The sequence below is a fragment of the Sphingomonas daechungensis genome, from assembly GCF_014489495.1.
Lineage (GTDB): Bacteria > Pseudomonadota > Alphaproteobacteria > Sphingomonadales > Sphingomonadaceae > Sphingomicrobium > Sphingomicrobium daechungense.
On the sequence record NZ_CP060780.1, the window covers coordinates 1,308,474 to 1,322,828 of the forward strand.

Annotated in this window: 2 protein-coding genes and 5 pseudogenes; 3 read left to right on the forward strand and 4 right to left on the reverse strand. The window is 64.5% G+C overall.

The features are described from left to right. The first annotated feature begins 108 nt into the window (after positions 1–108). Positions 109–2,197: pseudogene (locus tag H9L15_RS07045) on the forward strand (RelA/SpoT family protein). On the opposite strand, the pseudogene H9L15_RS07050 reads toward H9L15_RS07045, so the two are convergent. Continuing rightward, positions 2,194–4,472, reverse strand: a pseudogene (locus H9L15_RS07050) (NADP-dependent malic enzyme). The pseudogenes H9L15_RS07045 and H9L15_RS07050 sit on opposite strands and share 4 nt — an antisense overlap. A gap of 174 nt (positions 4,473–4,646) precedes the next feature. Here H9L15_RS07050 and mutS point away from each other — a divergent pair. Beyond that, positions 4,647–7,211, forward strand: a pseudogene (gene mutS, locus H9L15_RS07055) (DNA mismatch repair protein MutS). A 366-nt stretch (positions 7,212–7,577) separates the two neighbouring features. Beyond that, a pseudogene (locus H9L15_RS07060) lies at positions 7,578–10,311 on the forward strand ([protein-PII] uridylyltransferase). Positions 10,312–10,534: 223 nt separating this feature from the next. Here H9L15_RS07060 and H9L15_RS07065 read toward each other — a convergent pair. The 3 genes and pseudogenes from H9L15_RS07065 to infC all read right to left on the reverse strand — a co-directional run. Beyond that, a pseudogene (locus H9L15_RS07065) lies at positions 10,535–13,302 on the reverse strand (TonB-dependent receptor); the annotation flags it as partial. A 173-nt stretch (positions 13,303–13,475) separates the two neighbouring features. Beyond that, positions 13,476–13,694, reverse strand: coding sequence for a hypothetical protein (locus H9L15_RS07070; RefSeq protein WP_187715652.1), 219 nt, complete (start codon positions 13,692–13,694; stop codon positions 13,476–13,478). Between the two features lie 2 nt (positions 13,695–13,696). After that, positions 13,697–14,242, reverse strand: a complete 546-nt coding sequence (gene infC, locus H9L15_RS07075) for a translation initiation factor IF-3 (protein WP_187715826.1) — start codon at positions 14,240–14,242, stop codon at positions 13,697–13,699. Between the last annotated feature and the right edge of the window lie 113 nt (positions 14,243–14,355).

Consider the following 14,355-nt stretch of genomic DNA (forward strand, 5'->3'; position numbering starts at 1 on the left):
CGAATCCAAGTAAGCACAAACATTTGCAAAAGAATAGTTCTCGCCCCGACACATGAGAAAGCCCTTTCGCGCTTGCACAATAAGGGTGCCGTCGCCCATCTTAAGGCTGTGCTGAGGCAGTATGAGCTGATCGAGAAAGTCAGGTCCTACGATCCCGATGCGGACGAGGGCCTGATCAATCGCGCTTACGTCTTCTCAATGAAGGCGCATGGTACGCAGACGCGCGCGAGCGGCGACCCCTATTTCAGCCATCCGATCGAGGTCGCAGGCATCCTCACCGACCTCAAGCTCGACGACCAGACGATCGCGACCGCGATCCTCCACGACACGATTGAGGACACGATCGCGACCCCGGAGGAAATCGAGCGGCTGTTTGGCAAGGACGTTGCCCGTCTCGTCGACGGGGTGACCAAGCTCAGCAAGATCGAGGCGCAGTCGGAGAGCGAGCGCGCCGCTGAGAACCTGCGCAAGTTCTTCCTCGCCCTTAGCGACGACATCCGCGTCCTGCTCGTGAAGCTCGCCGACCGTCTGCACAACATGCGCACGCTCCATCACATCAAGAATGATGAGAAGCGCCGCCGCATCGCCCGCGAGACAATGGATATCTACGCCCCGCTCGCCGAGCGGATCGGCATGTACGAGATGATGAACGAGATGCAGACCTTGGCTTTCCAGGTTCTGGAGCCGGACGCCTACGCCTCGATCATGCGCCGGCTGAAGCAATTGACCGAGGTCGGCGGCGATCTCGTCAGCCGGATAGGGCTCGGCCTCCAGCTCTACCTTTCCGACCATGGCCTGAACGTCGAGGTCATGGGGCGGCAGAAGCACCCCTTCTCGATCTGGAAGAAGATGGCCGAACGGCACATCAGCTTCGAGCAATTGTCGGACGTCATGGCGTTCCGCGTGATCGTCGATAGCCAGGACGATTGTTACCAGGCGCTTGGCCTGATCCATCAGCGCTGGCCGATGGTTCCGGGTCGCTTCAAGGACTATATCTCGACGCCGAAGCGCAACGGCTATCGCTCGCTTCACACCTCGGTGATCCACGATTCCAAGATGCGGATCGAAATCCAGATCCGCACGAAGGAGATGCATGAGCAGGCCGAGCGCGGGCTCGCTGCCCACTGGGCATACAAGGAAAACAAACCGAGCGCCGACTTGAAGGTCCCGTGGATCGACGACCTCGTCGAGATCCTCGATCATGCCGCTTCGCCCGAGGAGCTTCTCGAGCACACGCGCATGGCGATGTACCAGGACCGGATCTTCGCCTTCACCCCCAAGGGCGAGCTGATCCAGTTGCCCAAGGGTGCGACGCCGGTCGACTTCGCTTATGCGGTGCACACCGATCTTGGCGATCGCACCGTAGGCGCCAAGGTCAACGGCCGCGTGGTTCCGCTGCGGACGATCCTGGAGAACGGCGACCAGGTCGAGATTCTCGCGTCCGAGGCCCAGCATCCGCAGCCGTCATGGCTCCGGTTCGTAGTGACCGGGAAAGCGCGCTCCGGCGTGCGCCGTTTCGTCCGCCACAAGGAGCGCGACGAGACTGTCGAGCTTGGCCGCAAGATCTACGACGAGATCGTCGAGCGGCTCCCGGCAGTGCTCGACAAGGACGCGCTGAAGCAGGCGCTGAAGCGGCTCAAGATCGAGAGCCAGGACGAGCTCATGATCGCCATCGCGCGCAAGCGCGTGACCGACGAGCAGGTCATGGAAGCGCTGATGCCCGGTTCCGCGGGCGGCGACGTTGCGCCACGACCTTTGGCTCAGCGCACCGCCATTTCGATCAAGGGCCTGACCCCCGGCGTCGCCTACCATCTCGCGCAATGCTGCCACCCGATCCGGGCGATCGCATTGTAGGGCTGCGCCGCGAGGATGAGGAGATCGAAGTCCACGTGATCGGCTGCGACACGCTGGCGAGCGGAGTGGACGCGGACTGGCTCGACCTTGCCTGGGGCGAAGGTTCAGACGGCGGCGCGGCCCGGCTGACGGTTATCGTCCGCGATGTCCCGGTGCGCTCGGCGCCATGGCTAGCGTGCTCGGCAACAAGCACGCCAACATCATCAACCTGCATCTCGTCCACCGCGACGGCAGCTTCATGACCTTCCAGGTCGATATCGAGGTTCACGACCTCGCCCACTTGCACGCAATCATTGCCGCGCTGCGCGAGAACGATCTCGTCAGCTCGGTCGAGCGGACCTAGCGCTTCTTCGCGCGACCGCGCTCGCGCACGCCTCGCGCCGCCAGCACCGCCAAGGTCACCAGGTCCGATGCCGTCGCCGTCATCGGCGCGATCTGCACCGGCTTTTCCAGCCCGAGCAGGTACGGCCCATGATGCTCTCGCCGCCAAGCTCACGCAGCAGCTTTGAGGTCAGGCTCGCCGACTGAAGTCCAGGCATGACGAGCACGTTCGCGGGTCCGCTCAGGCGGCTGAACGGGTAGAAACGCTGCTGCATGTCGTGGTTGAGCGCGACGTCCGGCCCCATCTCGCCTTCGTACTCAAAGTCGACCTTGATGCTGTCGAGCAGCTTCACCGCGCCGCGAAGGTCCTCGATATGCACGCCGGGGGATTGCCGAACGTCGTGTAGGAGATGAAAGCGATTCGGGGCTCAATGCCCATCCACCGCGCGAAGCCCGCCGACCGCAAGGCAATCGCCGCCAGCTGCTCGGCATCGGGCCGTTCGGTTACGGCGGTATCGGCGATCAGCACCGTCTGGTGTCGCGCGACCACCACGCTGATCCCGAACGGGGTGGCCTCAGGCTCATCGTCGATCACGATCCGGATCTGCCGCAACGACTGGCTGAACGGCCGCGTCGTGCCGGTGATCATCGCATCCGCTTCCCCAGCGCCAGCATGGCCGCTGCGAAATAATTGCGGTCCTGGTTGACCAGCCGCTCGACCTCGCGGCGGAGCATGCCGTGGCGCTGGTGCTTCTTGTAGATGTAGTCGACCGCGCGCCCGACCAGCGGTGAGTTGCGGCTGTTGAGGACCTCATATTCGCGCGGGTTCTCGACGCCATGCTCCTTGAGCAGGTCATACGTTTCCTCGCGGCCGACGAGGACCGGCGTTCCGTAACCGGCCTCCTTGAACGCGATCGCGGCGCGAAGGACGTTTGGCTCTTCCCCTTCCGCGAACAGAACCCGCTTCGGGTTGGCCTTGGCCGCTTCATAGGCGAGGCTGAGTACCGATACGGTCGGATTCTGGCGAGCGCGAAGGGCGGCGCGATAATCGTCGATATCCGCGACTGGCTTCTGCGCGACCCCGGTCCGGCCGGCAGCCTCCGCAACGGCGGAAGCAACAACTTCCATCAGGCGCGGATCGAACGGAGCCGGGATGATGTAATCGCGGCCGAAGCTCTGCATGCGTCCCCGTAGGCCGCCGCGACCTCGTCCGGGACCGGCTCGCGAGCCAGTTCGGCCAGAGCCTCCGCCGCCGCGATCTTCATCTCCTCGTTGATGCGCGTCGCACGGACGTCGAGCGCGCCGCGGAAGATGAAGGGGAAGCCGAGGACGTTGTTGACCTGATTCGGGAAGTCGGACCGGCCGGTGGCGACGATCGCATCGGGGCGAACGGCTTTTGCGTCCGGCGGCCAGATCTCCGGATCGGGATTGGCCATGGCGAAGATGATCGGCTCCTTCGCCATCTTCTCGACCATCTCCGGCTTCAACGCGCCGGCCGCGGAAAGGCCGAGGAAGACGTCGGCGCCAACCAGCGCATCGTCCAGCGTGCGCTTGTCGGTCTCCACCGCGTGCGCGGACTTCCATTGGTCGAGGTCGGTGCGGTCCTTGCTGATGACGCCCTTCCGATCGCACATGATGACATTGTCGCCGCGCACGCCCATCGCCTTGATCAGCTCGGTGCAGGCGATCGCCGCGGCGCCGGCGCCGTTCACGACCACGCGGATGTCCGAGAACTTGCGGCCGGTCAGGTGGCAGGCGTTGATGAGGCCGGCGGCGGTGATGATCGCGGTGCCGTGCTGGTCATCGTGAAAGACCGGGATATTCATCCGCTCGCGCAGGGTCTGTTCGATGACGAAGCAGTCCGGCGCCGCAATGTCCTCCAGGTTGATCCCGCCGAAACTCGGCTCGAGCAACTCGACCGCATCGATGAAGCGCTGCGCGTCCTCGGTCTTCACTTCGATGTCGATCGAATCGACGTCGGCGAAGCGCTTGAACAGTACGGCCTTGCCTTCCATCACTGGCTTCGAGGCGAGCGCGCCAAGGTTGCCGAGGCCAAGGATCGCAGTGCCGTTCGAAATCACTGCAACCAAATTGCCTTTCGCCGTGAGGTCGTAGGCTTTGCCCGGATCCTCGGCGATTGCGCGGACCGGAACGGCGACGCCCGGCGAGTAAGCAAGGCTGAGGTCGCGCTGGGTGGACATCGGCTTCGATGCGATGATCTCGATTTTCCCGGCGCGCCCGCGCGAGTGAAACTCCAGCGCTTCCTGATCCGAGAATGTGACGTTGCTCTCCGACATGGGATGGGCCTTAGCGGACGGGGTCGCGCCGTCATCCTGATGAAAGCCAGGATCCATGGACACGGCTCTCGCCGAAAAATCAGGAAACCGTCGCGATGGATGCCGAAACAAGTTCAGCATGGCGTCTTTAGAGGTTACGGCTTCAGAATGGCGCGCGCGGACGCACCCACACCGATGATGCAGCAGTACCAGCGGCTCAAGGCCGAAGCTGGCGATGCCCTGCTGTTCTATCGGATGGGCGACTTCTTCGAACTGTTCTTCGAGGATGCAAAGGTCGCCGCCGGCTGTCTCGACATCGCGCTCACCAAGCGCGGGGAGTCCGAAGGCGAGCCGGTGCCGATGTGCGGCGTCCCAGTCCATGCCGCCGAATCCTATCTCGCCCGGCTGATCCGCGCAGGACATCGCGTCGCCATCGCCGAACAGACCGAAAGCCCGGCGGAAGCACGCAAGGCGCGCGGCTCCAAGGCCCTGGTCGATCGGGCCATCATCCGGCTCGTCACTCCGGGTACCCTAACCGAGGAAACCTTGCTCGAATCGTCCGCTGCCAACTGGCTGGCGGCCATCGGGCGGGCAGGGGAGGACTGGGCGATCGCCGCGGCCGACATTTCGACGGGCCGGTTCGAACTCATCGCCTGCGGCACCGGCGAACTCGCCGCGGAACTGGCGCGCTTGTCGCCGGCGGAGACGATTGCAGATTCATTTATCCCCGGCATCCGCACTTCCGCTGGCAAAGGGGGTTTGACAGCATCGCAGGCGAGCGAGCGCTCAAGGCGCGTTTCGGTCTCTCGACGCTGGATGGCATCGGCAGTCCTAGCCGCGCCGAACTAGCGGCGGCAGGGGGATTGCTCGCCTATCTCGACGCGACCCAGAAGGACGCAGGCATCCTGCTCGATGCGCCGAAGCGGGTTTCGCGATCGGCCCACGTGGCGATCGATGCCGCGACCCGTGACAGCCTGGAGCTTTGCCGCTCGGTGTCCGGAAGCATAGCCGGCAGCCTGCTCGGCGAGATCGATCGTTGCCAGACGGCGGCCGGCCGCCGCCTTCTCGCATCCGACATTTCCGCACCGCTCACGGACCGCCAGGAGATCGAACAGCGCCTCGCGCTTGTCGCCTGGCTCCACGAAAATGCGCTCAGGCGCGAGCGCACCCGAGTCGCACTCAAGGCCATGCCGGACTTCGCGCGGGCGCTTGCTCGCCTCACGGCTGGGCGCGGCTCGCCGCGCGATCTTGCGATCCTACGCGACGGCTTGGCGGCCGCCGAAGCGCTGCGCCAGGAAATGCTCGGGGGCCGGACAAACCGAGCCTTCTCGAAAGTCTGCTGCCGCTTCTCGGGGGTCATGATGCGCTGGTGGATCATCTCCGCCGCGCTTTGGTCGAGTCCCCGCCGATTGACGCAAGCAAGGGCGGCTACATCGCCGAGGGCTATGATGGCTCCCTGGACGCGCTGCGCTCCGCGGCTTCGGACGGCCGCCGGGCGATCGCCATGCTCGAAGCCCGCTACCGGGATGCGACGGGCATCTCGTCGCTGAAGATCCGGCACAATAATGTCCTCGGCTATCATGTCGAAGTCGCCGCGCGCCATGCCGATCGCCTGATGACGCCGGACAGCGGCTTCACGCATCGCCAGACGCTCGCCGGAGTCGTCCGCTTCAACTCCCCGGAATTGCACGACGAGGCGAGCAGGGTCGTCGAGGCGGGCGCGCATGCGCTGGCCGCCGAGGCCGCGCATGCGGAAGAGCTGACCCAGCTCGCCATCGCATCGACGGCCCGCATCGTCGCCACGGCGGAAGCGATCGCGCGGATCGATGTCGCTTCCTCCCATGCCCAGCGTGCGGCTGAAGGTGGCTGGACCAGCCCGAACATCACTGACCAGCCCTGCCTGGAGATCGAAGGCGGGCGGCATCCGGTTGTCGAGGCGGCTTTGTCCGAATCGGGTGAGCGCTTCATTGCCAATGATCTCAGTCTCGGGCCGGACGACCGGCTGTGGCTGATTACCGGTCCGAACATGGGAGGCAAATCGACCTTTCTTCGCCAGGCCGCGCTGGTTGCCGTGCTCGCGCAATCGGGGAGCTTCGTACCGGCCAGCAGTGCGAGGGTCGGCATCGTCGACAAGCTCTTCAGCCGCGTCGGCGCTTCCGACAATCTCGCCCGTGGCCGCTCAACCTTTATGGTCGAGATGGTCGAGACCGCCGCCATCCTCAGCCAGGCGACCGCGCAGAGCCTCGTCATCCTCGACGAGATCGGACGAGGCACCTCGACCTACGACGGCCTCGCCATTGCCTGGGCTGTGGTCGAGGCAATGCACGATCAGCTGAAGTGCCGGACCCTTTTCGCGACCCATTATCACGAGCTGACGCGGCTCGCCGGGCGGCTCGACTGCCTTTCGCTTCACCACGTCCGCGCGCGCGAGTGGAAGGGCGATCTCGTTCTTCTCCACGAAGTCGCCGACGGGGCGGCCGACCGCAGCTACGGCATCGCCGTCGCGAAGCTGGCAGGGCTCCCCCGATGGTGGTTGCTCGCGCCAAGTCGGTGCTCGCCAAGCTGGAAGCGGGACGCGATGCCACCGGCGGAATCGCCGCCGGTCTGGACGACCTGCCCTTGTTTGCAGCGACGGCGGAGCCGGAGGTCGCGGCTGATCCGCTGGTGACGGCGCTCGAGGAACTCGACCCGGACCGCATGAGCCCGCGCGAAGCTTTAGAGTCGCTCTATCGCCTGAAGAGCCTCTTGCGACGTGACTGAGCCGCCGTCGGGCTGATCCAGCGCGGTCGCCTCACCCGCAGCTGGAAGCTCTTCCGTGCTCTCGACCCGCAATTTCTGAACCGCCAGCTCGTCGATCTCGATTCGCTTGAACCGGGCCTTGCCGACCGAGAGCCGGCCGATCGCAACGGCGCCGATGGCAACCGCCCCATTGCGATGGCGCCGAGGGCGAACGAACCCAGTGCCAATGTGGCAATCGCACCGGCTCCGACTGCTCCTGCTCCAGCCGAGGCCGCCTTGGCGGAAACGCGTGCTTTGTCTTCAGTCATTCTCGCCTCGAACCTTGCCGCTGGCGTCATGCCGGACCGGCACTTAGATTAGCTCCATGCCGACCGACAGACATGTGAAATCGTGACGCGCAGCCTTCACGATAGCGTTCCGGACCGGCGCGCGATCATCGATCGCCGCGGGATTGCCGATGGCCTCGCCGCTTTGCCGGCGGGCAATGAGCGCAATGGCTTCGCGTTAAAAATCCTGCGCGGTGCATTGGAGCAGGGCCGCGCGGAGGTAGCGCGGCGGCTCTCGCTTGACCCGGATCGGGGACGGGCGGCTGCGCGGGCGACCGCTTATCTGCACGACCAGATCCTGCGCCTCGCTTTCGATTTCGTCACCAATGGCTCTGTGCCGGAACCGATGTCGATCGTCGGATTGGGCGGCACCGGACGCGGCGAGATGGCGCCGTTCAGCGATTTCGACCTGATGTTCCTGACCGCGGCGAAGCCGACCCAGAAGCAGGAAGCGACGGTTCAGGCCGTCCTTCACCTGCTATGGGACCTGAAGATCAAGGTCGGCAATTCGATCCGGTCGATCCCGGAACTCATGACTATCGCCAGAGCAGATATGACCGTTCGAACCGCCTTTCTGGAGGCGCGGCTGATCTGGGGCGAGCGATCTATCTTCGACGAGGCCGTCAAGCGCTTCCGAACGAAGATCGTATCCGGAACCGCCGCCGAATTCGTCGCGGCCAAGCTCGCCGAACGCGACGAGCGCCACCGGCGAATGGGCGATACGCGATACGTCGTCGAACCCAACGTCAAGGACGGCAAGGGTGGTCTGCGCGACCTCCACACACTCTACTGGATCGGCAAGTACGTTCACGGAGTCGAAGAGCCGTCGGACCTCGTCCGTGTCGGCTTGTTCACCGCCGCCGAGTTCAAGAAGTTCGAGCGCGCCGAGCGCTTCTTCTGGGCAGTTCGCTGCCACCTCCATCTCGCCGCCGGCCGGGCCGAGGAGAGGCTGGGCTTCGATCACCAGAAGCAGATCGCCGAAGTCATGCGCTACGCCGACCGGCCCGGAAAATCCGCGGTCGAACGCTTCATGCAATTCTATTTTCTGAACGCGAAGACCGTGGGCGACCTCACCGGCATCTTCCTTGCGCAGCTCGACGAGCAGCTTGCGAAGAAGGGGTTTCGCTTCGCCCTTCCCACCATTCGGCGAAAGCCGCGGCGGCTTTCAGGCTTCGTCGTTGACCGCGGAAGGCTGTCGGTTCCGGACGACCGCTTCTTCGCCGAGGATCCGTGCCGGCTGCTGGAGCTATTCGCTCTGGCGGCGCGCGAAGGCCTCGAGATCCACCCAGCCGCCATGCGGGCGGCCGCCCGGGACGCCAAGTTGATCGATGACGAGGTCCGTAAGTCGGCGCGCGCAAACGCCTTGTTTCTCGACGTGCTCACCTGCGTGAACTCGCCGGAGCTGGTGCTTCGGTGGATGAACGAGGCCGGCGTGTTCGGCCGCTTCGTTCCCGATTTTGGCCGCGTCGTCGCGCAGATGCAGTTCGACATGTACCATCATTATACGGTCGACGAGCATTCCATCCGGGCGATCGGCCTGCTGGCGGCGATCGAGCGCGGCGAGCTCAAGCAGGATCACCCGCTGTCCACCGCAATCATGCAGAAGCAGGTCGGTTCACGTCGGACGCTCTACGTCGCGGTCCTGCTGCACGACATCGCCAAGGGAAGGGGCGGCGATCATAGCGAGATCGGCGCTGCGATTGCGATGAAGCTCGGGCCTCGCTTCGGCCTTGATCCCGCCGAGACGGAGACGGTGTCGTGGCTGGTTCGACACCACCTGCTGATGTCTGCGACGGCGTTCAAGCGCGACCTTGCCGATCCCAAGACAGTCGAAGACTTCGTTCAGATGGTGCAGAGCCCGGAGCGGCTGCGTTTGCTGCTCATCCTGACTGTGGTCGACATTCGCGCTGTAGGCCCCGGCGTCTGGAATGAATGGAAGCGCGCGCTCCTCAGTACTTTGTTCGAAGCGGCCGAGGAGCGGCTTCGCCTCGGTCACAAGCAGCGGGGCGGCAGGAGCTCGTCGACGAGCGGAAGCTCGAACTGGCTCAGGCGCTCGGCTGGAAGAGCAGCGCGGCGAAGGCCTATTCGAAGCGTTTGCCCGACAGCTACTGGCTCGCCGAACCGCCGGAGTGGCAGCTGTCGAATGCAAGGCAGGTTGCTTCCGCCGGAGCCCATATCGGCGATGCGGTTCCAAACGTCGTGATCGAGGACGACCCCGTCAGCCGCTCTTCGCGCGTCAGCGTGTTCACACCGGATCGGGAGGGGCTGTTCTACCGCATTTGCGCGGGCTTGGCGGCGGCGGGAGCGAACATCATCGACGCTCGGATCCACACGACGCGTGACGGCATGGCGCTCGACAATCTGCTCGTGAAGGACGGTCAGGGCCGCGCCTATTCTGACCGTCGCATGCGCACCCGGCTGATCCGGTCGGTGGAAGATGCCCTCGCCTCGCACTCGCCGCCGACCGTTCCTCGCGGAGCTGGTCCCGGGCGCGCCGCCGCCTTCCGCGTTGCCCCTCGGTAGCGATCGCCGAGCGGGCTTCCACGCGAACGACGGTGGTCGAGGTCAATGCCCGCGACCGGCCCGCGCTGTTGGCGGGACTTGCCCGCGCAATCCATGATTGCGGCCACATCATCCACTCCGCTCATATCGCGACCTATGGCGAACGGGCCGTCGACGTTTTCTATCTGACCCGGGCCGACGGCAAGCGCCTGGCAAGCGACGAGATCGATCCGCTAAGGGCAGCACTGCTTGCCGCGGCGCGAGACACCGGCGAAGCGGCCGCCGCCGCATAGAAAAAGGGCCCGCCGTTTCCGGCGAGCCCTTCCCCCTTTTGACTGATGAACTGGCTTAGCCGCGTTCCGGCGCCGGCGGCGGCGGTGGCGGTGGCGGCGGCGGGGCCGGGCAGGCCTCGGTCGCCAGGATCACCGAACCGTCCGCGCAGGTCTGCGTGGCCGGCGGCGGCGGTGGCGGAGGCGGCGGGGGCGGCGGCTCGACAGCCGGAGCCTTGGACGCAGCGAACCGCCCGCGGAGGGTCACGCCGAAGGTGCGCGGCTCCGCAAGGTAGGACGAAAAGATCTGGCGGCCACCCGGGAACTGCGGGTCGGTGAACGGAGCACCGGTCGCGCCTTCCTGGAACGGCGAGTTGAACGCGACCTGCTGATAGTTCTTGTCGAACAGGTTCTGCGCCCACAGTTCGACTGCCCAATGGTCGCCCGGGCCGGAGATCCCGACGCGGCCGTTGACCACCGTGAAGCCGTCCTGTGACTTCTGCGGGAACAGGTCGGAGCCGGTGTTGTAGCCGCTGCTGTAGCGTGCATCGAGGTAGAACAGGCCGTGCACGCCGCCTCCGCCGATCGCCGGGGTCCAGGACGCGGATCCTGTGACGACCGTCGACGGTGCGTTCGATACGCGGCGGCCCGGCAGGCGGCGGAGCGCCTGGTTGAGCGGAGCGCCGTCGTCGGTGCCGACGAGGTTCTTGCGATATTTGGTGTCGGCGTAAGTGAAGCCGGCGGTCAGGTGAAGATCGCGAGCCATCCTGTATGACGCCTCAAGCTCGACGCCCTGAGAGCGGACACCCCAGCCCACGTCGTCCTTGTTGCACGAGCCGGTCGTCGAAGCGGCCGGATCGTAGTTGGGCGCGGTCGGGAACTTCGACTGGTCCTGGTCGGCACCGGCAAGATCCGTCTTACAGCCGTTGATGTTCTGCACGATGAAGACCGTGCCGTCGAACGTATTGAGCTGGAAGTTGCTGAAGTTCTGGCGGAACAGGGCGACGTTGAAGAGGAAGCCGCCGGCCGAGTATTTGCCGCCGAGTTCAAATGCATCGACGCTTTCCGGGTCGAACTGGAGCCGGCTGACGAGCGCCTGAGCACCACCCTGCGACGCGAAGGTGAAGATCGGGATCTTCAACGCCGATCGGTCGAGGTTGAAGCCGCCCGCCTTATAGCCGCGCGAGAAGCTGGCGTAGATCAGCGAGTCTTCGTTCGGCTTGTAGGACAGCACACCGGTTCCCGTCAGCTTGTGCTCGGACCGTTTGTCGCTGATCGACACGCCGTTGAGCTCTGCCGTGCTGTTGCCCTGGCAGCTGAGGCCGAGGATCGCCTGGATCGTCGGAGCCAGAGCGGCATTGCCGATCAGCGGAAGCAGCGACGCCTGGTTGAGCGTGCAGGCCGTGTTGTCGTTGCCGAAGGTCGCATCGAACTTCTTGCTCTCGTGAGTGTAGCGAAGGCCGATGGTCGCATCGAGATGGTCGGTGATATGGAAGATGTTGTGCGTGAACAGCGCCCAGTTCTTGCTGTTCTGCTTGTACGTATCCCCGTCGAGCCCACGTCCGCCATCTGGTCGAGGCGATCAATCGCGGCGTAGATCAGCGGGCTCGCAGCACCGAACGCCGGTGGCCGTGCGGCCAGACAGCCGGCGGCGGCGGGGTTGAACAACGGTGACAGCGGGCTGCCAGTGACCAGGCGGCAGGTTGCGAAGCGGCCATACTGGTCGCCGAAGCGCAGCTGGTCCTTCAGCGTCAGGTCTTCGTTGGCGTAGTAACCGCCCACGAGCCAGTCGAGCTTGTCGTTGAACAAGGTGCCGTTGAGCCGAATTTCCTGGCTGAATGTCTCGAACTTGCGTGACGAGGTGCCGTCGTCCGGCCGGTAGAGGATATCGACCGTGCCGTAGTCGAAGTCGCCGCCCTGGTCGGCCTTGTAATAGCGCCAGCCGGTGATCGAGGTCAGTTCCGCTCCGCCGAGGTCGAACTTGCCCTCGAGCGAAACGCCGCCGTCCTTCGTCTTGCCGTTATAACCACGGCCCGGAGTGACCGATACGTTGCGGTTGAAACCGTCGGTGAAGCCGGCCGGATCCTGTCCGAGCGCTTCGAGAACGCGGATAATGTTGTTCTGGGTCGGGTCGAGCAGGCCGTCGACCTTGTCGTTCATCTTGTCGTTGACATAGACGGCGGCGCAGCAGCGCTCATCGCGCCAGGTGTAATCCCCGATCAGCCGGAAGCTGATGGCGTCGGTCGGCTCGAACAACAGCTGGCCGCGCGTGAAGATGCGGTTGCGATTGTTGATCGTCGTGTCGTTCGCAGCGTCGTCGTAGAAGCCGTCACGCTTGACGTAGACGACGTCCAGGCGGGCCGCCAACGTGTCCGTGAGCCCGCCGGTAACGCCACCCGCGAGGCGGCGCAGGTCGTAATTGCCGAGCGTCGCTTCGCCATAAGCCTCGAAATTGTACGAAGGCTTCTTGCTGATGATGTTCAGGAGGCCGGCGGAGGCGTTGCGGCCGAACAGGGTGCCCTGCGGTCCGCGAAGAACTTCCACGCGGTCGAGCTCGCCCATCTCGTTGAGGCCGATACCCGAACGCGAGCGGTAAACGCCGTCGATGAACACCGCGACCGAGCTTTCGAGGCCGGGGTTGTCGCCGACCGTGCCGATGCCGCGGATACGGGCGGAGCCGTTGGCTTCCGTACCGGTCGAGGAGACGAGCAGCGAAGGGGCAAGCTGGTTTAGCTGGCGGATATCGGTAACGCCTGAGTTCTGAAGCTCGCCGGCGCCGATCGCGGTCACGGCGATCGGAACGTCCTGGAGAACCTGGCGGCGGCCCTGCGCGGTGATGATGATCTCGCCCGAGTCGCCGGTGTCGTCGGCGGCAGCCTGAGCCTCGTCGGTGACGCCCGCCTGCTCGGTTGCTGACGGTTCGGTCGGCTGCGGTGCCGCCTGGTTATCCTGCGCGTAGGCGGGACATGAAAGGGCGACGAGGCCAGCCGATAGCAGCCACACGGACTTGCGCATGTATTTCCTCCCTGTGCGCCGCTCTCCCTGCGGCGTGGATGGGGCAAGCTAATCCAGCAGCAATTGCAAGGAAAGCATGACTGCAACAATCACACGGCGTTGCTGCACAATTGCAACAGACCGGGTCGGTCAGCGAGGATGCCGTAGCGTAAGCTTAGCTTGGCAAATCCGAATCAGGCATAGCTTTCCAGGTAACCGCAACGCCTGCAGCGGTAGGTCGTCACCTCCAGCTTGTCTTTGCCGCGAATCTTGAGGCCCGTCCAAATGCTGGTCTCGGCTTCGCCGAGCACCCAGCGAGGGACGGTGCGCTTTCCATAGCCTTCGTCGATGATGAAGCCGCGCTCCATCGTCCCCTGGCAACGGATGCAGGTAAGCGAACCCGGCCCGGCCATGCTTATTTGGGCGCCAGCACCATCAGCATCTGGCGGCCTTCCATGCGCGGGTGCGCTTCGACCTTGGCCATTTCGGCGGTTTGCTCCTGGACCCGGCGGAGGACGTTCATCCCCAGCTCACCGTGCGCCATCTCGCGGCCGCGGAAGCGCATGGTAACCTTCACCTTGTCGCCTTCCTCAAGGAACTCGAACACCTTGCGCATCTTCACGTCATAGTCGTGATCGTCGATGTTCGGACGCATCTTGATCTCCTTGATCTCCTGCGTCTTCTGCTTCTTGCGCTGCTCGTTGGCCTTCTTCTGCGCTTCATACTTGAAGCGGCCGATATCGAGGAACTTGGCGACGGGCGGATCGGAATTCGGAGAAATCTCGACGAGGTCGAGGCCGACCTCTTGAGCCTGCTCGAACGCTTCGCGCGTAAACATCACGCCCAGGTTTTCGCCGTTTTCGTCAATCACCCGGACCTTCTGGGACTGGATGAATTCGTTGTAGCGAGGGCCGGTGAATTGCGGCGGGGTCTGCGCTCGGCGCGGATAGGGCGGGGGTATAGTCTAATCTCCGAATGTTGGTTGAATTCGCGCGACGTAAGCATTTCGCGCCCGCTTTGAAAGTGCGAGCGCCCGGAGCGCGTCATTTTTGCCGCCACCTGTGGCGAAGAGTC

Excerpts from the sequence above, each read along its gene's own strand:
- H9L15_RS07070 (WP_187715652.1), bottom strand. The coding sequence starts at position 13,694 with ATGGCCGGGCCGGGTTCGCTTACCTGCATCCGTTGCCAGGGGACGATG.